Consider the following 21,431-nt stretch of genomic DNA (forward strand, 5'->3'; position numbering starts at 1 on the left):
TGGCACGACCGTGCGCTTCGCGCCTGTGCTACGTTTGCCATTGACGTGCATCAAGTTTTCTTCATCGCGCGTCGCGACAATGGTTGAAAGCCGACCGGCGCATCGCTCGCCGCGTCCATTCCGTTTGTGCTACCCCGGGTCCTTTGCCATGCAGTCGGCCGTCAGCCAAACGCACGAGGAAAACCGGCATATCGCGGCCTGCCTGCGCGAGGCCGCGCAGTGGCTCGTCGACCAGGGCGCGAACCCGTACCGGGTCGCCGCATATCGCGCGGCGGCCGATACGGTCGACGCGCTCGACCGTGATCTCCGCACCTTGTTCGAGTCAGGCGGCATCGACACGCTCGGCGCGCTGCCCGACATCGGCACGGGCGTCGCGCAGGCGATCGCCGAGTTGCTGGTGACGGGACGCTGGCGCCAGCTCGACCGCCTGCGCGGCGATGCCGAACGTACGTCCGCTTTCGAAGCGGTGCCGGGCATCGGCCACGCGCTCGCGCTGCGCATTCACGACGCACTGCACATCGACACGCTCGAGGAACTCGAACGCGCGGCCCGCAACGGCCAGCTCGAAACGATCGCGGGCGTCGGCCCGCGGCGTGCGGTCGGCATCCGCGCCGCGCTCGACGACGTGCTGAGCCGCCGGCGGCGCTGGCTGGGCCACATGCAAAACGCCGGTCCGGGCACGGAGCCGCCCGTCGAACTGCTGCTTTACATCGATCGCCAGTACCGCAACAAGGCCGCCGCCGGCGTGCTGCCGACGCTCGCGCACCGGCGCCTGAACGCGGACGCGTACGTCCCGCCGCCCGTGATGCACATGACCAAGGGCGGCTGGCATTTCACCGCGCTGAGCCTGCATGCGTCGATGCGCACGCCGGAAGCCGTCCGCCCGACGGACTGGGTTTCGCTCTACTTCTACGACGCCGCGCAGTGCGAGCACCAGCGCACCGTGTTCACCGAAACGTTCGGCTCGCTCGTCGGCAAGCGCATCGTGCGCGGGCGCGAGATGGAATGCCGCGTGTATTACGCGGGATGAATCATGCGTCGGAGGATTCGCTGACGTCGAACGCTGCGTCGAGCAGCGACGCGATCTCGCGACATGCACGGGTGAGCGTGCGTGAACGGCGACGTGCGTGTTCGAGGTCGAGATTGAGCGATGTCCAATGCGACACGTAATCGTCCGCCTTGCCCCGCTTCGGCACGTCGAACGTGAGCGACACCATGTAGCCGCCGGCCCAGCGAACCGGCATCACCAAGTCGAGCTGGAACTTCGTGATCGCACCATGGCGGAACCGGAACCAGTCATCGCCGGCGCGGAATCCCGACCACGCACCGTCGTTCGACGCGAACACCGTCAGCGTGTCGTCCGTCGACGTGGCCAGCATGTGCCCTGACGCCGCCAGTTCGGCCGCCGACACCATCGCCGCATCCGATCCGCCGCGACCGGACTCGACCTCCACGAACGCTTCGATCTTCCCCTTCAACCCGTCGTAGAAACGGCGCGTGATACCGCATCGCGCCTCGTCGTCAACCAGCACCAGTTGCTTGAATCGCGCGTGTTCGCCGTATTGAAGCGGCACGTCGGGTTCGTCGCCCAGCTCGTCCGCGGACTCATCGTCAGGCTCGGCCCCTGCATCGTCGCCTGGCGCGGCCGGCGCTGCGGGTTCAGGCTGGACGCCGCCCCCGCGCCGCCGCTCCAACCAGCCCACGCTCCACGTCAGCAGCGCGGTCTGCGCTGCCAGCACGGCCGCCATCGTTGCGCACCCCGCGAGAAATCCGTAATGCGGCCCGATCTTCGATGCCGCATACGCGGCCGGAAGCAGGTAAAGCACAAGTAATGGCGCAAGCAATAACGACACGTGGCAACCCTGTTGTTTCTGTTTTCGTGTGCGACGTCCGGCTGCGCATGGCGGCGGCGCTCCCTGCGGCCGGGCCGCTACGCCCCCCGCGCATCGCGTGGGCTCGCGGCCTACGCGCCTTCCGCCTTCGTGCGGCGCGCCGGATGACGATGCGCGGCGATGCGCAGCAGTTTCTGGAACGACGGGCATTCGAGATGGTTCGCCGCCGGGCACGCGACCGCATGCCGCAACGCATCGCGTACCGCACCGAGACGGCGGATCGTGCGGTCGAGCTCGTCAGCCTTGCCGTCGAGCTTCGCGCGATCGATTGCGGGCCGGCCGTCCGCGCCGACCATCGCGAGGATGTCGTCGAGCGAGAAGCCGGCCTCGCGGCCAAGCGCGATCAACGCCAGGCGTTCCAGCACCGACTCGTCGTACTGCCGCCGCAGCCCGTGCCGGCCGATCGGCACGATCAGCCCCTTTTCCTCGTAGTAGCGCAGCGTCGACGCGGGCAATCCCGTGCGCCGCGCGACGTCCGCAATGTCCAGTCGGCTCATGCTTGACCTCAAGTGAACTTGAAGTTGCAAGATAACCGCTCGACTCCATCGAGACAAGCACGAACCGCCATGAAACCGTTGAAACCGCCTTGCATTCCGCTGCGCCCCGCAGCCATCGCCGCCTGCCGTGGAGGTGCGCAATGAGTTCGCCCGACGTTCTGTTGAACCTGCTGCTGATCGGCGCGGGCGCGACGTTCTTGATGGATCTGTGGACGCTGTTCCGGCGGCGTGCATTCGGCACTCCGTCGCTCGATTACGCACTGGTCGGCCGCTGGATTGGCCACATGATGCACGGCCGGTTCCGGCATGCGTCGATCGTCGCCGCGTCGCCCGTGGCGGGCGAGCGTGCGCTCGGCTGGCTCGCGCATTACGCGATCGGCATCGCGTTCGCGGCGTTGCCCGTCGCGATCGCGGGCACGGCATGGATCGACACGCCGACCCCCCTTCCCGCGCTCGTCGCCGGCGTCGCGAGCGTGGTCGCGCCGTTCTTCGTGATGCAGCCGGCATTCGGTTTCGGCATCGCGGCATCGCGCACGCCGCATCCGGGCATCGCGCGCCGGCGCAGCCTCGTCACGCATCTGTCGTACGGGGTGGGACTCTATCTCGCGGCTTTCGCGCTCGCGGCGCTGGCCCGTTGAACATCCGGCTTCACATGAGCGGTGCCCGGCCGCGCGCATACAACCGGCAGCCGTCGGCGATTCATCGTGCGAACGCGCGATCCGTCGGCGCTCCCGTTGTTTCCAGCCCTCCGGCGCCCCGCGCAGGCGCCCACGTCACTCCCCGCCGCAATCGATCAGGTTGTGGCGTACGCGGCCGAGCAGCCGCACCAGCGTATCGCGTTCGTCGGGCGTGAAGCCGCGCAGCCCGTCGTCGGCGACGGTATCGCCCACTTCCAGCATCTGCGGAAAGATCTCGCGCGCCTTGTCGGTCAGCCGGATCACGAACGCGCGCCGGTCGTCGTCGTTCGCGACGCGTTCGATCCAGCCGTAACTTTCCATCCGGTCGAGCAGCCGCGTGAGCGAGATCGGCGTGATCTCGAGCCATTCGGCCAGCCGCGCCTGGTTCATCTCGCCCTTCCACGTCAGGTACGCGAGCACGCGGCTTTGCGCCCGCGTCAGCCCGATGCGCTTCGCGCGCCGGTCGAACAGGCGTCCGTTCAGGCGGGCCACGTCGGCGATCAGGTAACCGATCCGGTTCTCGTAAGTCTTGTCCATCCGCCGATTATAGGGTCAAGCCGTCAACCAGCCGTGGCTCGCGCCCTGGCGATAAGCAGCTATATAATAAGTGTGCTTATAACTTGAGCCATACCGGATCGCCGCCCACGGCGACCACCCCACGGAGACACCCGCTTGAACCCCGCCGCCGACGCCCCCGCCTCGCCCGCCCTGAACCGGCCGATGCTGACCCTGTCGATCATGCTCGCCACGCTGATCCAGACCCTCGACAGCACGATCGCGAACGTCGCGCTGCCGCACATGCAGGGCACGCTGTCCGCGTCGCAGGACGAAATCACGTGGGTGCTGACCTCCTACATCGTCGCCGCGGCGATCGCGACGCCGCTCACCGGCTGGCTGTCCGACCGGCTCAGCGTCAAACGGCTGCTGATCGTGTCGATCGCGGGCTTCACGGTGGCGTCGGCGCTGTGCGGGCTGTCGGAGACGCTCGTGCAGATCGTCGGCGCGCGGCTGCTGCAGGGCGTGTTCGGTGCCGCGCTGGTACCGCTGTCCCAGTCGATCCTGCTCGACATCAACCCGCGCGAGAAACAAGGCCAGGCGATGGCGATCTGGGGGATGGGCGTGATGGTCGGCCCGATCCTCGGCCCGACGCTCGGCGGCTGGCTCACCGACAGCTACAACTGGCGCTGGGTGTTCTTCATCAACGTGCCGATCGGCGCGTTCGCGCTCGCCGGCGTGATGACCTTCCTGCCGGCGCGCGCACCGCGCCCGCACGTGAAATTCGACGCGTTCGGCTTCGCGACGCTGGCGCTCGCGATCGGCGCGTTCCAGGCGATGCTCGACCGCGGCGAACAGCTCGACTGGTTCGGTTCGTACGAAATCCGCATCGAGGCGCTCGTCGCCGCGCTCAGCTTCGCGTTCTTCCTCGTGCACACGGCGACCGCCGGCAAGGCGTCGTTCTTCAAGTCGGAACTGCTGCGCGACCCGAACTTCGCGACGGGCACGCTGTTCATCTTCGTGGTCGGCGCGGTGCTGTACGCGACGCGTGCGCTGCTGCCGCCGATGCTGCAGAACCTGATGGGCTACCCGGTCGCGACGACGGGCCTCGTCACCGCGCCGAGCGGCGCCGGCACGATGATCGCGATGCTGTTCGTCGGCAGGCTGTTGAAGTACGTGGATGCGCGGATGCTGCTGCTCGCGGGGCTGTCGATTTCCGCGCTCGCGCTGTGGCAGATGATGCAGTACACGGTCGTGCTGTCCGAATCGGACATCGTGTGGCCGGGTGTGGTCCAGGGCTTCGGGCTGGGGCTCGTGTTCGTGCCGCTGAGCGCGCTGTCGTTCTCGACGCTGCCGCCCGACCTGCGCGCGGACGGCACGGCCACCTACAGCCTGATGCGCAACATCGGCAGCAGTATCGGCATCTCGATCGTGCAGACGCTGATGACGCGCAACACGCAGGTCGCGCATGCCGACCTCGCCACCCACATCACGCCGTTCAACCCGGCCGTGCAGGCGATGACCGGCAGCCGCCTCGACATCGCGCTGCTCGACCGCACGATCAACCAGCAGGCGACGATGATCGCTTACCTGAACGACTTCAAGCTGATGTTCGTCGCGACGCTGCTGATGATCCCGCTATTGCTGCTGATCCGCCCGCCGCAGAAAACGGCGAGCGTCGACGTTGCGCACGCGGCGATGGACTGACGGGCGCACGCGCGGCGCGCGCCCGATCCGCATGTGGCCGCGTCAGACCTTCATCGTGCCGGTCCGCACGTAGCGCTCGTGCCACGACAGCGCCTCGGCGAGCAGGTGCGGCGTGTGCTTGCCGAAGCTCTCGTGCGATGCGCGCTCGAAGTAGTCCTCGAGCATCGGCCGGTAGTCGGGATGCGCGCAGGTCGCGATGACCTTGCGCGCGCGCTGCTTCGGCGACAGGCCGCGCAGGTCGGCCAGGCCCTGCTCGGTCACGACCACCGCGACGTCGTGCTCGGTATGGTCGACGTGGCTCGCCATCGGCACGATCCGCGAGATCGCACCGCCCTTCGCGGTACTCGCCGACATGAAGCACGACAGGTAGCCGTTGCGCGCGAAATCGCCCGAGCCGCCGATGCCGTTCTGGATCTTCGTGCCCATCACGTGGGTCGAGTTCACGTTGCCGTAGATGTCGGCCTCGATCATCCCGTTCATCGCGATGCAGCCGAGGCGGCGCACGAGTTCCGGATGGTTGCTGATCTCCTGCGGGCGCAGCACGATCTTCTCGCGGAACGTCGCGATTTCGTCGGCGAAGCGCTGCACGGCGGCCGGGCTCAACGACAGCGCAGTGGCCGACGCGAAGCTCAGCGTGCCGTCGTCGAGCAGGTCGAGCATGCCGTCCTGGATCACTTCGGTGTAGGCGGTCAGGTTCGAGAAGCCGGCCGAGCTGAGTTCCGCGAGCACCGCGTTGGTGATGTTGCCAACGCCGGACTGCAGCGGCAGCAGGTTTTCCGGCAGGCGGCCGCGCTTCACTTCGTGGCGCAGGAAGTCGATCAGCTGCAGCGCGATCTGCTTCGACGTCGCGTCCGGCGCGGAGAACGCATTGCTGCGATCGGGCGCGTCGGTCTCGACGATCGCGACGATCTTGTCGGCCGGGCAGCGCAGGTACGGCTCGCCGATCCGGTCGTCGCTCTTCGTCAGCGGAATCGGCTTGCGGTGCGGCGGCAGCGCGGTGCCGTAGTAGATGTCGTGCATCCCGTCGAGGCCGAGCGGCTGACGCGAGTTGACCTCGAGGATCACGTGCTTCGCGCGCTCCAGCCAGGTCTTGTTGTTGCCGATCGACGCGGACGGGATCAGCAGGCCGTCCTCGCGGATGCCGGCGACTTCGACGATCGCGACATCGAGATCGCCGTACAGCCCGAACCACGCGTACTGCGCGACGTGGCTCAGGTGGACGTCCTGGTAATCGACTTCACCGCTGTTGATCTTGTCGCGCAGCGTCGGGTCGGACTGGTACGGCAGCCGCATCGAGATGCCGTTGGTGCGGGCAAGCGCGCCGTCGAGTTCCGGCGCGGTCGATGCGCCGGTCAGCACGTTGATCCGGAAATCCTCGCCGCGCGCGTGCGCCGCGTCGATATGGGTGGCAAGCGCGGCCGGTACGGCCTTCGGGTAGCCCGAACCGGTGAAGCCGCTCATGGCGACGGTCATGCCGGGACGGATCAGCGCGGCGGCTTCGTCGGCGGTGCGGACGAGCGAACGCAGGGCGGGAGCGAGGATGCGTGATGAAGACATGGCTGGTTTCTGACGCTTTGATCTGTCGTTGACGTCGCGGGGGGTGTCTCCTGAGCGACATGAAGCCCTTGGGGCCGCGCGGGGCGGCCGGCACCACAGGCACGGTCGGAGTATCGCAGAGGCCATCGCCGCGAAATGTCCGCTGGATGCAAAAGATCCTTGCCGAATATGCCGGGTATCGAACGACCGTTCTGTGACAGGCAATCCGCACGCGCCGGATGCACGCGAAAGGTGCACGAAAGCATCGGAACGAATGACCGGACACGGATCGCCAACCTTCGCGCATCAATCGGCGGATTTTCTTTGCAATTTGCCGCCCGGCGATCGGTAATCGCCGATGAAACCGCGGCGCGGCCAATTGTCACCCGATGCGGCTTTTCCGGACCTGACGCACATCAACGTCGCATGCGCTGCGCGCCGCCCGCCGGCTCGCTCGAAAAGCTCCGGCGGATCGGCCTGCGAGGCCCGTCCGTCCTTGACAGCCGCGTGACGCGAGCCACACTGGAATACGGGTCCGGCCGCGCCGTTTGCCGTCCCGATCGCCCGCGCTTGCGCACGTCCGGGATCGACCGGCCGATACGAGCAAGACGCGGTAACACTCCCGCATGTCAGGACATTGATCGAATAAAAAGCACCAAATTACAATTCCGTATATATTTCGCCGATGGACCAAAGAAAAACCGCCACACGCTCCGAGCCCCCCCTGCCACGCACCTGGGATGCGCGGCTCGCGCGCTCGCTTGTCCGACCGCTCGTCGATACACCCGTCACCCCGAATCACCTCACTACCGTTCGCCTGCTGATCGGCCTCGCCGGCGCCTGGTGCCTTGCGCACGGCGGCTTCGGCTGGAGCAACGCAGGCGCGTTCCTGATCGTGCTGTCGAACTTCGTCGATCACACCGATGGCGAACTCGCGCGCATCAGCGGCAAGTCCAGCAAGATCGGTCATTTTTACGATCTCGCGGCCGATGCGCTCGTGACGGTCGCGCTGTTCGTCAGCATGGGCCTCGGCATCGTCGCCCAGGGCGGCCAGATGGCAGCATCGCCGGTGCTGCTCGGCGCCGTGGCCGGCGCGGCCGTCGCGCTGATCTTCTTCCTGCGCATGCGGATCGAATCGATCGCCGGCAAGGCCGGCACCAAGCAGGCATTCGCAGGCGGCTTCGAAACCGAGGACGTGCTGTACCTGCTGCCGATCGTGACGCTCGTGGACGGCGTCGAGCCGTTCCTGCTCGCGGCGTCGATCGGCGCCCCGCTGTTCGCCGCATGGGTCGTGATCGACTGGTGGCGCATCGTCCGCCGCGGCAACGCCCCGCAGAATTCAACTGAAATCCAGGCTTCCAAATGACTCCTAGCACGCGCGACGACTCCGTGCTGAGCCCGGCACGCCCCGCGCCCGTGCGCGCGGCCGCGGCCGACCCCGATCGCACCGTGGCCGACCGCGTCGGCCATCTCGACCTCGACCGCCTGCGCAGCGACTACACGCGCCAGGGCTCGTTCCTGTACCTCGATGCCTTCCTGCCGGCCGACGCGCACGCGAAGCTCGCGGACGCCGCCCGCGCGATGCAGGCCGGCCTGAACCGCAATTACCTGCCCGGCCACAAGCAGGGCGGCAGCGTGAGCCGCCATACGATCGACGAGCAGGCGCCGTACATCGCCGAGCTGTATCGCTCGAAGGCGCTGATCGGGTTCCTCGAGAAAGTCACGGGCGACAAGCTGATGCTGTCGCCGGACGACGATCCGCATGCCTACGCGCTGTACTACTACACGAAGCCCGGCGACCACATCGGCTGGCATTACGACACGTCGTACTACGACGGCCGCCGCTACACGCTGCTGATCGGCGTGATCGACGAATCGTCGTGCCGGCTCGACTACGAGCTGCACACGCGCAATCCCGACGTGGCCGACGAACCGGGCTCGGTGCAGATCGCCGACGGCGGCATCGTGCTGTTCGACGGCGACAAGCTGCGCCACCGCATCACGCCGCTCGGCCAGAACGAGATGCGCGTATCGCTCACGTTCGAATACGTGACGAACCCGGGCATGCGGCCGTGGAAGCGCTTCATCTCGAACATGAAGGACGCGATCGCGTATTTCGGTTTCCGCCAGGTGTTCAAGCAGCTGGCCACGCGGCGCACGACCGGATCATGACGCGCGCGGGCCTCATCCTGCTGTCCCTCGGGACGGCACTCTTCATCGCACTCCTTGCCTGGCAGGGCGTCGGCGCGGTCGCGTCCACGTTCCTCGCGGCCGGCTGGGGCCTCGCGCTCGTCGCGGCGTTCCACGTCGTGCCCCTCGTGATCGATGCCATCGCGATCTCCGTGATGTTCCGCCGCGGCCAGCCGGGCGCCGAGCTCGGCAACGCACTGCGCGCGCGCTGGGTCGGCGAATCGGTGAACAGCCTGCTGCCCGCCGGGCAGATCGGCGGCCCCGTGCTGATGGTGCGCCACCTCGCGCAGCGCGGCACGCGGATGGCCGACGCGGCCGCCGCCGTGACCGTCAGCACGACGATGCAGGCGCTCGCGCAGATGGCGTTCGCGCTGATCGGGATCGCCGCATTCAGCCTGTATGCGACGCACGAGTCGGTCGCGCACCTGCGCACGCCCGCGCTGATCGCGACCGGCGTGCTCGGCGCGCTCGCGGTGCTGTTCTATGCGGCGCAGCGGCGCGGGCTGTTCGGCCGCGGCCTGCGCCTCGCGTCGAAGCTGCTCGGCCCGCGCGACTGGTCGTCGCTGGCCACGCGCGCCGACGCAATCGACGACGCGGTCGGCGCGCTGTACCGCGATCGCGCGAAAGTCGCGAAGACGTTCGCGTTGAGCCTCGTCGGCTGGATCGTCGGCACCGCGGAAGTGTGGCTCGCGCTGCACTTCCTCGGGCACCCGGTGAGCTGGCTCGACGCGCTGCTGCTGGAAAGCGTCGGCCAGGCGATCCGTGGTGCGGCCTTCGCGATCCCGGGCTCGCTCGGTGCGCAGGAGGGCGGCTACCTGCTGCTCGCCCCGCTGGTCGGACTGCCTCCCGACGCGGCGCTCGCGCTGTCGCTCGCGAAGCGCGCGCGCGAACTCGCGCTCGGCCTGCCCGGCCTGCTCTATCTGCATTTCAGTGAAAGAAACTGGCAGCGGCGCCGTGCGCCGCAGCCGCTCGCCGACTGATCGTTCAGATCGCCGGCTTTTTGGTTGGAGAACCCATGCGAGCCATCATTCTTGCGGCAGGCCTCGGCTTGCGCCTGCAACAACCGCCCGAAGCGCAGTTCCCGAAGTGCCTGCTGCGCTTTGACGACGTTTCGCTGCTCGAGCGCCATCTGCGCGTACTCGACGCCGCGGGCGTCGACGAGATCGTGCTCGGGCTCGGCTTTCAGCACGAGAAGGTCGAGCAGGAACTGAAGCGCCTCGGCCGCCAGGCCGAGATCGTCATCAACGACCGCTACGACCTCGGCAGCGTGCTGACCGTGCATACCGTCGCCGATGCGATGACGCGCGGGGGCGACGTGCTGCTGATGGACGCGGACGTGCTGTACGACGAGAACATCCTGCACGCGCTGGTGGCCGATTCCGACAAGACGGTCGATCGCCTGCTGATCGACCGCGACTTCGAAGCCGGCGACGAGCCCGTCAAGCTGTGCCTGAAGAACGGCGTGCCGGTCGAACTGCGCAAGCAGCTCGCGGTCGATCTCGAATACGACACGATCGGCGAATCGGTCGGCTTCTTCCGCTTCACCGAAGGTACCGCGCGGCGCCTCGCGACGATCGTCGCGGGCTACGTCGACAGCGGCCGCGCAAACATGCCGCACGAAGAAGCCGTGCGCGACCTGCTGCTCGAAGGCGGTCACTCGTTCGACGTCGCCGACGTCACCGGTTCGCCGTGGATCGAGATCGACTTCCCGAACGACGTCGCCCGCGCCACGCAAGAAATCCTCCCCCTGATTCAACGCACCACCGCAGGAGCCGCACGATGAACGCACGCGAACCCAACTTCACCGAATCGCGCAGCGCACGCCTGCGCCGCATGCTCGTCAGCAGCGACCTCGAATTCCTGATGGAAGCGCACAACGGCCTGTCCGCGCGAATCGTCCGCGAAGCCGGCTTCAAGGGCATCTGGGCATCGGGCCTCGCGATCTCCGCGCAGTTCGGCGTACGCGACAACAACGAAGCGAGCTGGACGCAGGTCGTCGACGTGCTCGAATTCATGGCCGACGCAAGCGACCTGCCGATCCTGCTCGACGGCGACACCGGCTACGGCAACTTCAACAACGTGCGCCGCCTCGTGAAGAAGCTCGAACAGCGCGGCATCGCGGGCGTCTGTATCGAAGACAAGCAGTTTCCGAAGACCAACAGCTTCATCGACGGCGAACGCCAGCCGCTCGCCGAAATCGACGAATTCTGCGGCAAGATCAAGGCCGGCAAGGACTCGCAGACCGATCCCGACTTCTCGATCGTCGCGCGCGTCGAGGCGCTGATCGCGGGCTGGGGGATGGACGAGGCGCTGCGCCGCGCAAACGCGTATGCGGAAGCCGGCGCCGACGCGATCCTGATCCACAGCAAGCTGTCGCGTCCGGACGAAATCCTGCAGTTCGCGCGCGAATGGAGCGGCAAGGCGCCGCTCGTGATCGTGCCGACCAAGTACTACAGCACGCCGACCGACGTGTTCCGCCAGGCCGGCATCAGCACCGTGATCTGGGCGAACCACCTGATCCGCGCGTCCGCGTCGGCGATGCAGGCCGTCGCGCGCGAGATCCACGAGAACGAAACGCTGATCAACGTCGAAGACCGCGTCGCATCGGTCAACGAAATCTTCCGCCTGCAGGACGCCGACGAGTACTCGGCGGCCGAGCGCATCTACCTGTCGTCGTCGTCGCGCGCGTCGAACGCGGCGGTCGTGCTCGCCGCCAGCCGCGGCAAGGGCCTCGAAGCCGTCACCGAAGACAAGCCGAAGGTCATGCTGCCGGTCGCCGGCAAGCCGCTGCTGCGCTGGCTCGTCGACGGCTTCAAGAAGCAAGGCGTGAACGACATCACCGTGGTCGGCGGCTACCGCGCCGACGCGATCGACACGTCGGGCATCAAGCTCGTCGTCAACGAGCGCCATGCGCAGACGGGCGAACTCGCGTCGCTCGCATGCGCGGCCGAGCGCCTGACGGGCGACACCGTGATCTCGTACGGCGACCTGCTGTTCCGCAGCTACATCCTGCGCGACCTCGCGGAGAGCGAGGCCGAATTCAGCGTCGTCGTCGATTCGTCGCTGACGGAGCCGTCGAACCAGAGCGTGCGCGACTTCGCACTGTGCTCGGCTGCCGACGATCGCGGCCTGTTCGGCCAGAAGACCTACCTGCAACGCGTGTCGAGCGACGTCGCCGCGGGCACGCCGCACGGCCGCTGGATCGGCCTGCTGAACGTGCGCGGCGCCGGTGTCGACCGCCTGAAGGCGATGCTCGCGACGCTGCAGGCACGCCCCGACTTCGACACGCTCGACATCCCGTCGCTGCTCAACGAACTGATCGCCGCCGGCGAGAAGATCGAAGTGCAATACGTGCACGGCCACTGGCGCGGCGTCAACGATCTCGAAGACTTCCGCCGCGCGGGCGACTTCGCGCACGGCCAGACGCCGCTGTCCGAACCGGGCGCCGGCAACGGGGGCGCGCAATGATCGAAGCGGCCCAGTTCGTCGAGGCCGCGCGCGAACGCGGCTTCGACTGGTACGCGGGCGTGCCCTGCTCGTACCTGACGCCGTTCATCAATTACGTGCTGCAGGACCCGACGCTGAACTACGTGTCGGCCGCGAACGAAGGCGACGCGGTCGCGCTGATCGCGGGCGCGACGCTCGGCGGCAAGCGCGGGATCGCGATGATGCAGAACTCCGGGCTCGGCAACGCGGTGAGCCCACTCACGTCGCTGACCTGGACGTTTCGCCTGCCGCAGCTGCTGATCGTCACGTGGCGCGGCCAGCCGGGCGTGGCCGACGAGCCGCAGCATGCGCTGATGGGCCCGATCACGCCCGCGATGCTCGACACGATGGAGATCCCGTGGGAGACGTTCCCGACCGACCCCGAACAGGTCGGCCCGGCACTCGACCGCGCGATCGCGCACATGGACGCGACGGGCCGCCCGTACGCGCTCGTGATGCAGAAAGGCAGCGTCGCGCCGTATGAACTGAAGGCGAACCCGGCCGTGCAGCCGCGTGCACACGTCGCCGCGCAATCGTCGTCGCGCGCAGCGTCGGCCGATGCGTGGCCGACCCGTCACGACGCATTGAAGCGCGTGATCGCACACACGCCGGTCGATTCGACCGTCGTGCTCGCATCGACCGGTTTCTGCGGCCGCGAACTCTATGCGCTCGACGATCGCCCGAACCAGCTGTACATGGTCGGCTCGATGGGCTGCGTGACGCCGCTCGCGCTGGGGCTCGCGCTCGCGCGCCCCGACCTGCACGTGGTGGCCGTCGACGGCGACGGCGCCGCGCTGATGCGGATGGGCGTGTTCGCGACGCTCGGCACCTACGGCCCGGCCAACCTCACGCACGTGCTTCTCGACAACGGCGCGCACGAATCGACGGGTGGCCAGGCGACGGTGTCGCAGCATGTGTCGTTCGCGGGCGTCGCTGCCGCGTGCGGCTATGCGTCGGCGGTCGAAAGCGACACGCTCGACGTGCTCGATACGACGCTGGCTGAGTCGAGCGATGGCGCACGGTTCGTGCGCGTTGCGATCCGCACGGGCGTGCCCGACGGCCTGCCCCGCCCGACCGTCACGCCGGTCGAGGTCAAGACCCGTCTGATGCGGCACATCGGCGCCGCGCAGACCGAAGCCCACGTTGAAGGAGCCCTTTGATGCTGCTGCTGAACCCCGGCCCGGTCACGCTCACGGAACGCGTGCGCCGCAGCCTGCTGCAACCCGATCTGTGCCATCGCGAAAGCGAATTCTTCGATCTGCAGGATGAGGCGCGTGCGCGCCTCGTCGCCGCATACGAGCTCGATCCGGCCGAATGGTCGGCCGTGCTGATGACGGGTTCGGGCACGGCCGCCGTCGAGAGCATGATCGCGGCACTCGTGCCGCAGGACGGCAAGCTGCTCGTGATCGAGAACGGCGTGTACGGCGAGCGGATCACGCAGATCGCGACGCAGTACGGGATCGCGCACGACGTACTGAAGCATGAGTGGATGCAGGCGCCCGATCTCGCGCAGATCGGCGCGCGACTCGATGCGGGCGGTTATACGCACGTCGCCGTGATTCATCATGAAACGACCACGGGCCGGCTGAACGATCTCGGCGCGATTGCGGAAGTCTGCCGCGCGCGTGGCGTGAAGATGCTCGTCGACGGCGTCAGCAGCTTTGGCGCGGAAGCGATCGATTTTGCAGGCGGCGATATCGATGCTGTTGCTGCGACGGCGAACAAGTGCCTGCATGGCGTGCCGGGCGCGGCGTTCGTGATCGTGCGTCGCAGCGCGCTTGCGAAGGCTGCGAGCCGGACTTACTACCTCGATCTCGGTCGCCTCGCGAAGCTGCAGGATCAGCGGAATACGCCGTTCACGCCTTCCGTGCATGCGTATTACGCGCTTGTCGAGGCGCTGCGCGAGTTTGACGAGGCTGGCGGCTGGCGTGCGCGGCACGCGCATTACAAGGCGCTCGCCGATCAGGCGCAGGCCGGGCTGGCGGCGCGCGGAATGCCGCTGGTGCTGCCGGAAGGTGCTTCGTCGGTCGTGCTGCGCGCGTATCGGCTGCCGCAAGGCGTCACGTACGAGACGCTTCACGACGGGCTGAAGGCGCGTGGCTTCGTGATCTACGCGGGGCAAGGTGGGTTGTCGAAGGAGCTGTTCCGGATTTCGACGATGGGCGCGATTCAAGCGGCTGATGTTGAGCGGTTGCTGGAAGGGTTTACGGCGTTGACGCGGTAAGCGTTGCTCGTACCTTCGTCTATGAAAGGCCCGCAAGGGCCTTTTTTCTTGTTCTTCGCAAATTTCGGCGGGAGATGAGACACGCTGTCGCCATTCGGCCAAAAGCAGACATCAGGGGCATAACTGTCATTGCGAGTTATGCTGCCGGATGTACCTCCAGATGAGCGTCGAGGAGAATCCGCTCATCTTCCTTCCAGAAGAATGACATGACATCGCCGCCGCTGCCTTCAATGATCGAACAGTTCCGCCAGTACGCACGAGAGGTGCGTGAAGCGCTGCCCAACGAGTCGTCGGCGAACCACGTCTATACCTTGGCGGTGAGAGTCCTGAACTCGACCTTTGGCAACGGCTGGGTGGACCGTCACGTACTAGCCAGTGATGATCAATCCCCCTTCTTTCGCAATCTCGAGGCGGCAGCTGGAGACGAGGCGTTGCATCGCGCGCGCGTGGTTGATCTCGCCGAGACCATCATCAACCTTCAGAAGGTTCCGGGCTTGATCGACGTTCTCCGCGCGATGAAGTCGGGCCACATCGAAGACCGCTTTGCCGAGCTTGAGGTGGGCAAGATGCTGGCTTTGGCAGGTTCGCAGTTCAATTTCGTGACACCTGGCGGCCCCCGCGGCAGCAGCTACGACCTGGAGATCGTGACGCCAGCGGGCAAGGTATGTGCGGACGTCAAGTGCAAAGTTGAGAGCAACCTCACCCCCAGTGCGAGCGCGATCCTGAACACCCTCAAAGCTGGGCGCACACAGCTGCCAAATGATCAAATGGGAGCATTCTTCCTCAAGTTTCCGCAATCCTGGGCGCCCGACGGCGACATCAAGCCGCTAATTGCGATACTGGAGCAAGCTGCGCTCGACTTCCTGCGCGGAACGAAGCGCGTCGTAGCCATCGTCATGTACTTCAACATCGTCTTGCCGGTGAACGGTGGTTTGGGCGTCTACAACGTGTATCGACAGGTGCTCAACTCGCGGCACCGGTTTGGGAACAACGAGGTCCCCGTCCTTCCTCTAAACCACGAACCGTTTATGGCGCCGCGTCCAGACTGGATCCGCTTGGCGGACGTCTTTAGGTGAGTGCTCAGGTCGAGCATGCACCTCCTAACCCCGCGGGCGCCGCCACTGGCCCGTTTGGCGGGGTGTAGTTGAACATGCGCAATGCACGACGTCTGCTTTGGGTCGGGAAGCGCCATTCGCTGGCGCGAGATGGCACGGCGACCAAGGTAGCCGCTTTACACTGCAACAAATGAGCGACCCTTCCCTGCAACCCCAGCCCCAAAACGTCCTCACCTCCTATTTCTGGAGCGGCGACGCCATCCGCAGTCGGCGCGTAAGTGACATCGTGCTGTCCGGCACGGTCGCCGTGCCAGAGCCGCCGGCGCGTCTGCTCGCGGATTGGGCCAGGGAGATTTCGTCCCGCATGACCCTGGAACCTGGGGATGTTGAGGCGTTACCTCTGGCACGAGCACGAGCGCGCTGGCCGGACTACTCGCACTGCGTGCAGGCAGTGGCTGATTGGGCGAGCAAGCTTGGACTGCCCGGAGTACTTGCCTCCAGTGACGTCGCGCTCATGGCTTGCCGCGGCGCGAGGTATCACCACGACGGAGAGCAGTATGGCGGCGCAGCCTTCTGCAATCTCTTCCTGAGCGAGGATAAGGGTCAGGACGTACACTTTCCGTCGTTGGGTCTTCGAATCCCCCTGACCCGCGGTTCGGTTCTGATATTCGATACCTGCCAGTCTCATGGCGTCATTCGGCGCGGCAGCAGCGGTTTTGACGTGGACGACTTCCCACCCGACCAGGATTGCACTCAGCTATTCCTGACCTGGGAGCTTCCCGTTGAGGCTATCCATGTCAGGCAGGCACTCAATGTCGCCTTCGACATTGATCTTTCGACCTCGCTGAAGGTAAATGAGGAGCAAGTCCGGCTGAATGATGAAAGAGTCAGCGTGTGTGACAAGTCAGGTCGGTGGCACCGAGCTGACTAATCGCCAGGACTAGTCGCGATCCCACCTGGTCGGCTGCATCGATCTCGCCGTCGCCTGCCGGCCAGGAGCAGCCGCTGGACTTACCCGTGGCAGCACCCGGCTCCTACTAAAAGCGATCATTCGACAGGATGCCAGCAAACTCAAAAGCCTGTGCGACCCTCGACGCGATTATCAGGTTTAGGCGCGATACTCCTTGCCCTTTGTGCTTCAACTTCAGCCAGAATTCGCTGGCCTACCGCGCCGTAAAAGCGCAACCCAGTAGCGCAACCGTGGATACGTAACGTGACCGTGCGTAAAAAGAACATCTGTCTTTGTGATGCGCTGATGGCATCCCAGGGTATGGAGATCGCGGGAAGTCGCAAGTTCAATGGAAAGCTGGGTCGTAGCCATAAGTGTTGAGGATAGAGTTCAACGGCCACAGCGAAGCTGGTCCATTTTATTCGGCATGAAACCCAGCGATAGGATCCATTGGAGATTTGCCTTTCGTTCGGGGCATCCCGCCTCGTCTTGTACGGCTCAAGATCCTTCCAGCCGGACAGCCACCGCACAGCCTGGAGCCCGGAACCAAAGAAAATGACCACGACGAAGATAAATCGGAAGGTATCGCGCATATTCCGTGGAGTTAGGATGCACTCGCCATGAATCGCTTCGTCGGGTGCATGTTGCCGAACACGGGTGCGGTGTTGGGGCGATGACTCGCTCGGGCGAGAGGAAACCCTTCTTACCGGGCATTCCCGGCCCCACCAATCGTGATCGTCCGCTTTGCGGATCAAGGATACCCAAAGCTTGATGGCGCCGAAGGACCGTAACGGGTCGGTAGCGGCCCATCCATAAAAGTGCGGGCGTAGGTTTCAGCGTAGCTTTGTGCGTCGGACCTTGTCAGATAAGGCGCAGGTACTGCTGCATCATTGGAGTGACGGGTGCACGTGCTGCTGCGGGTTGCGTGCTCATGTGACCGGGGAAAGTTGCTTTGGCTGCCCGAGTTTACCAGTGGCACTGACTGCGCCGCGCGAATCTAGTCATTTGGCCAACTAAGGCAATTCGACAATCGGTACCGGATCGGCAAGAATTGCATCATCGAGTCAACGCGGCGGCTTGCACGGCTGCCTACTTTCCCATCATGAACGCTAATGGACCCTCTATCGGACAACTCGGTTTCGTCGCCGCAATCCTGATTTCGGCGATAGTTCGATGGAATAGTTGGCGCAAGTCGCGGGCGCAAGGTCTGAACCGCGCTCAGTTTGCCCTGGCAAGCGGGCTCACGGCTCAACGAGTGCGTGAACGAGCACGAAATGCACGTCTGTTAGGATGGGGCCTGATCTGCTTTCCGCTTGTACTAGCTGCCGTATCAATGATCCACCGTCGAGATCCGTGGCCGGTTCTAGTTACAGGTGTGATCCTATTTCAAGTTATCTTCGGGGGGCTCGGATGGATCTTTCTCTGGATCGCGAAAAGCAATGATGAGCTCGCTCGTCAGATGTAGGTAAGGGGGGCGCAATGGCGGAATTGAATATCGCGGAAGTTTTGTATCCAAGCGGTGCGCTGAGATACCGCTACAGCAGATACATGGCTGCTGATGGGCGGCGATGGATTCGGCACGGCCTCTTCGTTGAATACAGAGAGGACGGCACTCTCGCGTCTGAAGGAACCTACGAACACGGCGTTGAGCACGGAGTCTGGAAGGATTTCCATCCAAACGGACAACTAGCCGCCCTTGGGGACTACGATCACGGAACCGAAGCCGAGAACTGGACGTATTGGGATGCTGAAGGGCAACGCGAGATGAAGTGACGGCCGATCTCGACAGCGGCGAGCGTAGGTCTCAGCGTAACTTTCTACGCTAACCTTTGTCAGATAAGGCGCAGGTACTGCTGCATCATTGGGGTGACGGGTGCACGTGCTGCTGCGGGTTGCGTGCTCATGTGACCGGGAAAAGTTGCTTTGGCTGCCCGAGTTTACCAGTGGGCTGGACGGGATCGTCCGAAGTTTGCCATCCGGCCAGGTGCTGGGAGGCAAGCGGCGGCTGCCGGCCACAAACGGCCGTTCGACACTGCTTTTTAGATCGTCGACAATCGGTGCAGATAAGGTAAGGGCGTAGCCTTTAGCGGTTACCGTCGATCAGATCGTTCAGCAGCGCATCGAACGCGGCCTGTGCGTCTTCAAGTTCCTGCAGGGCGGCATCGAAGGTTTGCAGCGCGAACGGCGAAGGCTCGCCGCTGCCTTGCGGCGGAAATTGCTTTTGCATCGAGGCGAACGTACTCTGCACGCGCAGCGTGGCGGCCACCATGCGCTCCATCGCCTGGGTTTCTTCGGCTCGGGCCTGTTCCGGATTCATTCCTCTCTCCTTGGATGGTTTTCTTGAAGACCAGATCGTACACGCTGTGTCCGTTCTTGCCGCCCTTGGCAGAACGACTCCGTTGAAGGTTCCAACGGCACGCTGTGGGAGAAGCGATTAAATCGGGAATGATTCCGCAGTCGCGCCGAGGCCAAGATACTCATCGAGCGTGGCTACAAAATCCCGCTGCAGGTCACAACGATTGGCCGCTTTGGATAAATCTAAAGGGCCATTCAGGGTCGGTAGGCAACACCCACGAACATCCATGAAGAAACATTTCCAATCGCGACAATGAGAATCCTGCGCTTCGCCCCATTACTGGCGCTCGCCGCCGCCCCCGTCGTTCACGCCACCGACAGCCAGCCGTGCGGCGACGACACCGTCACGACCATCGCCCGTTGGGCCGGCATCGCCAGCGCCCGCATCGCCACGCGCGACGCGGACCGGCTCGTCGTCGCGTCGGCGTGCAAGGTCATGCCGAACGCGCCGGAAACGACGATCGCGGCCGTTGCGTTCGATTCGCTGCCAAAGAGCAAGAACCCGGACGAAAGCAGCAAGCTGCAGATCATCGCGTTAGTCGAAGGCGGCAAGGTCGTGGCGGCCGCCCGGTCGGTGGTCGTTGAAGACGCGGCGACGGCAATCAATGAGAACAGCTATCGCATCGACACGGCGCCGTATCGCTTGTCGCCCGAAGTACGGGCGTTCGGCGTCGTGTTCACCAGCGGCGCGCACGGGCCGAACTGCCCTGACGCCTACATGGAGAACGAGTTGACGCTGTGGATTCGCGATAGTGCCCGCATCCGTCCGGTGTTCGGGACCAATCTCCATGGCTGGGTAGCCACCACAGGCACCGCATGTGGCCCCGATACCAGCGACCTGCGCAGCGAATCTGCACGCATGACGATTGCTGTCGAGAAAACGGCTCACAACGGTTTTGCGGATTTGTCGATTACGGCGCACATCGCTGACAGCGACGACTCAACCACGGGAAAACGTACCGTGCGCACGATCATCAAATACGACGGCAAGTCGTACGGAATCGATATGTTCCGCGACTTCTGGTATTCACCCGCCTCAAAGAAGCGCTTCAAGTAAGACGCCGCCCCGCCCGCCTACTCCACCACCTTCGGCCCGATTGCATCGCCCGACGCCGGCATCCGCAACGCGTCATCCCGCACGCGTCGCACCTCGCGCGCGGTATAGCGATCCTTCAACCGCAGGAACGGTTTCTCGACGAGGAAGTAACTGGCCGTCGCGGCCAGCAGCGCCCACACGATGCCAAGCGGAAACGCGTGCGGAACCGCCAGATCCGGGTTCGCGAACGGCTGCTGCCACAGATAGAGGCTGAACGAGATCGTGCCGACGAACACCACCGGCCGCGCGCGCAGCCAGCGAGCGCACCAGAACTCGTTGCGGAAATTCAGCACGACGATCACGATCGCGATCAGCGCGGCTTCGAGCGTCACACCATACGTCGCATTCCAGAACCCGCCGAGCCGATGCTCGGCGAGCGGCATCCCGAGCAGCACGATGAAAACGAGCGCCGTCACGATGCGCGCCTCGCCGCGCCACGAGCCGATCCACGCTTCGAGCCGTTCGCGGTTGAGCGATGCATAGCAGCCGATCAGGATCGGATCGACACCGGTGTGGAGCATCATCCCGAGTTGCCCCCGCAGCGCAGGCGCAACGAAGTACGTGACGGCGCGCACCAGCGGCACGATCAGGATCAGCGCGGCCAGCCAGCGCGTGCCAGGGCGGCGCGTGCCGAACCCAAACAGCAGCGGCCAGAACCAGTAGAACTGTTCCTCGAGCGCAAGCGACCAGAAATGGCCGAGATACCACGCACCGTCCGGATGCAGCGCGTTGTCGCCGGTCAGCCCGAACCACGCCGAGTAATTCCACAGGTGCAGCGCCGCATACAGCCACTGCCGGCGATCGACGTCGAACCAGCCGGCAAACGCCACGATCGCGACGGCCGCGAGATAGACATAGCAAGCCGGCCAGATCCGCAACGCGCGGCGCACATAGAACGACGTCAGCGCGATGCCGCCGGTGCGCGCGAACTCGGCGCGCAGCACGTTGGTAATCAGGAAGCCGCTCAGGACGAAGAAGATCAGCACACCGAGCCGGCCGTCGGCGATCAGCCGCAACGGCGCGTACCAGCCCGTATAGCCGCCCGGCAGTACATGCTCGGCGTGTCCGACCACCACCATCGCGACCGCGACGGCGCGCAATCCGGTCAACTGCGTGACGCGATGGTTCATCGGCTGGTTCCCGTTGGCACGGTAAAGGAGCAGGAGATGGCCGGCGCGCCGACTGGCACGCCGATATGCCGCCGGGATTTTGTATGAAAAATATCGGAATGAAATTGCTTCAAAAATCCCCGGGGCAAATACCGGCGGCACC

At 65.2% G+C, this 21,431-nt stretch carries 20 protein-coding genes; 14 read left to right on the top strand and 6 right to left on the bottom strand.

From position 1 onward, the window contains the following. Positions 1-148: 148 nt before the first annotated feature. Positions 149-1,030 carry a helix-hairpin-helix domain-containing protein gene (locus tag BLA15945_RS06880; RefSeq protein ID WP_059237046.1) on the top strand — a complete coding sequence of 294 codons (882 nt, stop codon included), beginning with the start codon at positions 149-151 and terminating at the stop codon, positions 1,028-1,030. A gap of 1 nt (position 1,031) precedes the next feature. Here BLA15945_RS06880 and BLA15945_RS06885 read toward each other — a convergent pair whose 3' ends face one another. Further along, entirely contained in the window at positions 1,032-1,853 is an 822-nt protein-coding gene (locus BLA15945_RS06885) for a hypothetical protein (RefSeq protein WP_174991874.1), read from the bottom strand. Positions 1,854-1,963: 110 nt separating this feature from the next. Continuing rightward, complete coding sequence (locus BLA15945_RS06890; RefSeq protein ID WP_059237048.1) at positions 1,964-2,389, bottom strand: helix-turn-helix domain-containing protein; 426 nt, start codon at positions 2,387-2,389, stop codon at positions 1,964-1,966. Positions 2,390-2,529: 140 nt separating this feature from the next. On the opposite strand from BLA15945_RS06890, the gene BLA15945_RS06895 reads away from it, so the two are divergent. After that, the gene (locus BLA15945_RS06895; protein WP_174991875.1) at positions 2,530-3,027 is read left to right on the top strand and encodes a DUF2938 domain-containing protein; all 498 of its coding nucleotides are present in this window, start codon (positions 2,530-2,532) and stop codon (positions 3,025-3,027) included. A 135-nt stretch (positions 3,028-3,162) separates the two neighbouring features. On the opposite strand, the gene BLA15945_RS06900 is transcribed toward BLA15945_RS06895, so the two are convergent. After that, the gene (locus tag BLA15945_RS06900; RefSeq protein WP_059237050.1) at positions 3,163-3,603 is read right to left on the bottom strand and encodes a MarR family winged helix-turn-helix transcriptional regulator; all 441 of its coding nucleotides are present in this window, start codon (positions 3,601-3,603) and stop codon (positions 3,163-3,165) included. Between the two features lie 135 nt (positions 3,604-3,738). Between BLA15945_RS06900 and BLA15945_RS06905 the strand changes: the two genes are divergently transcribed. Further along, on the top strand, positions 3,739-5,268 hold the full coding sequence (locus BLA15945_RS06905) for a DHA2 family efflux MFS transporter permease subunit (RefSeq protein WP_059237051.1): 1,530 nt from the start codon (positions 3,739-3,741) through the stop codon (positions 5,266-5,268). A gap of 42 nt (positions 5,269-5,310) precedes the next feature. Here BLA15945_RS06905 and BLA15945_RS06910 read toward each other — a convergent pair whose 3' ends face one another. After that, positions 5,311-6,825, bottom strand: a complete 1,515-nt coding sequence (locus tag BLA15945_RS06910; RefSeq protein WP_174991876.1) for an acetyl-CoA hydrolase/transferase family protein — start codon at positions 6,823-6,825, stop codon at positions 5,311-5,313. Positions 6,826-7,489: 664 nt separating this feature from the next. Here BLA15945_RS06910 and BLA15945_RS06915 point away from each other — a divergent pair. The 10 genes from BLA15945_RS06915 to BLA15945_RS06960 all read left to right on the top strand — a co-directional run bounded on the left by BLA15945_RS06915 (position 7,490) and on the right by BLA15945_RS06960 (position 18,481). Then, a complete protein-coding gene (locus tag BLA15945_RS06915) occupies positions 7,490-8,170 on the top strand; it encodes a CDP-alcohol phosphatidyltransferase family protein (protein ID WP_059237053.1) in 681 nt (226 codons plus the stop codon). Continuing rightward, positions 8,167-8,976 (top strand): HalD/BesD family halogenase, encoded by an 810-nt coding sequence (locus BLA15945_RS06920; protein WP_059237054.1) that lies wholly within the window; start codon positions 8,167-8,169, stop codon positions 8,974-8,976. Before BLA15945_RS06915 ends, BLA15945_RS06920 begins: the two co-directional genes overlap by 4 nt. Further along, the gene (locus BLA15945_RS06925) at positions 8,973-9,974 is read left to right on the top strand and encodes an HpnL family protein (protein ID WP_059237055.1); all 1,002 of its coding nucleotides are present in this window, start codon (positions 8,973-8,975) and stop codon (positions 9,972-9,974) included. Before BLA15945_RS06920 ends, BLA15945_RS06925 begins: the two co-directional genes overlap by 4 nt. A 35-nt stretch (positions 9,975-10,009) precedes the next feature. Next, on the top strand, positions 10,010-10,777 hold the full coding sequence (locus BLA15945_RS06930; RefSeq protein ID WP_059237056.1) for a phosphocholine cytidylyltransferase family protein: 768 nt from the start codon (positions 10,010-10,012) through the stop codon (positions 10,775-10,777). Beyond that, positions 10,774-12,462: a phosphoenolpyruvate mutase gene (gene aepX, locus BLA15945_RS06935; protein WP_034205044.1), complete on the top strand. Its 1,689-nt coding sequence runs from the start codon at positions 10,774-10,776 to the stop codon at positions 12,460-12,462. Before BLA15945_RS06930 ends, aepX begins: the two co-directional genes overlap by 4 nt. Further along, positions 12,459-13,640 (top strand): phosphonopyruvate decarboxylase, encoded by a 1,182-nt coding sequence (gene aepY, locus BLA15945_RS06940; RefSeq protein ID WP_059237057.1) that lies wholly within the window; start codon positions 12,459-12,461, stop codon positions 13,638-13,640. Before aepX ends, aepY begins: the two co-directional genes overlap by 4 nt. Next, positions 13,640-14,704 carry a 2-aminoethylphosphonate aminotransferase gene (locus BLA15945_RS06945; protein ID WP_059237058.1) on the top strand — a complete coding sequence of 355 codons (1,065 nt, stop codon included), beginning with the start codon at positions 13,640-13,642 and terminating at the stop codon, positions 14,702-14,704. The genes aepY and BLA15945_RS06945 overlap by 1 nt, the downstream gene beginning before the upstream one ends. 206 nt (positions 14,705-14,910) lie before the next feature. Continuing rightward, positions 14,911-15,780 (top strand): hypothetical protein, encoded by an 870-nt coding sequence (locus BLA15945_RS06950; RefSeq protein WP_174991877.1) that lies wholly within the window; start codon positions 14,911-14,913, stop codon positions 15,778-15,780. Positions 15,781-15,949: 169 nt separating this feature from the next. Next, positions 15,950-16,690, top strand: coding sequence for a hypothetical protein (locus BLA15945_RS06955; RefSeq protein WP_174991878.1), 741 nt, complete (start codon positions 15,950-15,952; stop codon positions 16,688-16,690). Positions 16,691-18,187: 1,497 nt separating this feature from the next. Next, the gene (locus BLA15945_RS06960; protein WP_081051923.1) at positions 18,188-18,481 is read left to right on the top strand and encodes a toxin-antitoxin system YwqK family antitoxin; all 294 of its coding nucleotides are present in this window, start codon (positions 18,188-18,190) and stop codon (positions 18,479-18,481) included. A gap of 310 nt (positions 18,482-18,791) precedes the next feature. Here the strand turns inward: BLA15945_RS06960 and BLA15945_RS06965 are convergent, their stop codons facing one another. Then, complete coding sequence (locus BLA15945_RS06965; protein WP_011549124.1) at positions 18,792-19,025, bottom strand: hypothetical protein; 234 nt, start codon at positions 19,023-19,025, stop codon at positions 18,792-18,794. A gap of 291 nt (positions 19,026-19,316) precedes the next feature. On the opposite strand from BLA15945_RS06965, the gene BLA15945_RS06970 reads away from it, so the two are divergent. Next, positions 19,317-20,120, top strand: coding sequence for a PA3715 family protein (locus BLA15945_RS06970; protein ID WP_174991879.1), 804 nt, complete (start codon positions 19,317-19,319; stop codon positions 20,118-20,120). Between the two features lie 17 nt (positions 20,121-20,137). On the opposite strand, the gene BLA15945_RS06975 is transcribed toward BLA15945_RS06970, so the two are convergent. Then, positions 20,138-21,289 carry an acyltransferase family protein gene (locus BLA15945_RS06975; protein ID WP_174991880.1) on the bottom strand — a complete coding sequence of 384 codons (1,152 nt, stop codon included), beginning with the start codon at positions 21,287-21,289 and terminating at the stop codon, positions 20,138-20,140. Positions 21,290-21,431: the final 142 nt, after the last annotated feature.

It is taken from the genome of Burkholderia arboris (assembly GCF_902499125.1).
GTDB lineage: Bacteria > Pseudomonadota > Gammaproteobacteria > Burkholderiales > Burkholderiaceae > Burkholderia > Burkholderia arboris.

Coding starts and splice junctions, on each gene's coding strand:
- BLA15945_RS06880 (WP_059237046.1), top strand. CDS start 149: ATGCAGTCGGCCGTCAGCCAAACGCACGAGGAAAACCGGCATATCGCG.
- BLA15945_RS06890 (WP_059237048.1), bottom strand. CDS start 2,389: ATGAGCCGACTGGACATTGCGGACGTCGCGCGGCGCACGGGATTGCCC.
- BLA15945_RS06895 (WP_174991875.1), top strand. CDS start 2,530: ATGAGTTCGCCCGACGTTCTGTTGAACCTGCTGCTGATCGGCGCGGGC.
- BLA15945_RS06900 (WP_059237050.1), bottom strand. CDS start 3,603: ATGGACAAGACTTACGAGAACCGGATCGGTTACCTGATCGCCGACGTG.
- BLA15945_RS06910 (WP_174991876.1), bottom strand. CDS start 6,825: ATGTCTTCATCACGCATCCTCGCTCCCGCCCTGCGTTCGCTCGTCCGC.
- BLA15945_RS06915 (WP_059237053.1), top strand. CDS start 7,490: ATGGACCAAAGAAAAACCGCCACACGCTCCGAGCCCCCCCTGCCACGC.
- BLA15945_RS06920 (WP_059237054.1), top strand. CDS start 8,167: ATGACTCCTAGCACGCGCGACGACTCCGTGCTGAGCCCGGCACGCCCC.
- BLA15945_RS06925 (WP_059237055.1), top strand. CDS start 8,973: ATGACGCGCGCGGGCCTCATCCTGCTGTCCCTCGGGACGGCACTCTTC.
- BLA15945_RS06930 (WP_059237056.1), top strand. CDS start 10,010: ATGCGAGCCATCATTCTTGCGGCAGGCCTCGGCTTGCGCCTGCAACAA.
- aepX (WP_034205044.1), top strand. CDS start 10,774: ATGAACGCACGCGAACCCAACTTCACCGAATCGCGCAGCGCACGCCTG.
- aepY (WP_059237057.1), top strand. CDS start 12,459: ATGATCGAAGCGGCCCAGTTCGTCGAGGCCGCGCGCGAACGCGGCTTC.
- BLA15945_RS06945 (WP_059237058.1), top strand. CDS start 13,640: ATGCTGCTGCTGAACCCCGGCCCGGTCACGCTCACGGAACGCGTGCGC.
- BLA15945_RS06950 (WP_174991877.1), top strand. CDS start 14,911: ATGACATCGCCGCCGCTGCCTTCAATGATCGAACAGTTCCGCCAGTAC.
- BLA15945_RS06955 (WP_174991878.1), top strand. CDS start 15,950: ATGAGCGACCCTTCCCTGCAACCCCAGCCCCAAAACGTCCTCACCTCC.
- BLA15945_RS06960 (WP_081051923.1), top strand. CDS start 18,188: ATGGCGGAATTGAATATCGCGGAAGTTTTGTATCCAAGCGGTGCGCTG.
- BLA15945_RS06965 (WP_011549124.1), bottom strand. CDS start 19,025: ATGAATCCGGAACAGGCCCGAGCCGAAGAAACCCAGGCGATGGAGCGC.
- BLA15945_RS06970 (WP_174991879.1), top strand. CDS start 19,317: ATGAGAATCCTGCGCTTCGCCCCATTACTGGCGCTCGCCGCCGCCCCC.
- BLA15945_RS06975 (WP_174991880.1), bottom strand. CDS start 21,289: ATGAACCATCGCGTCACGCAGTTGACCGGATTGCGCGCCGTCGCGGTC.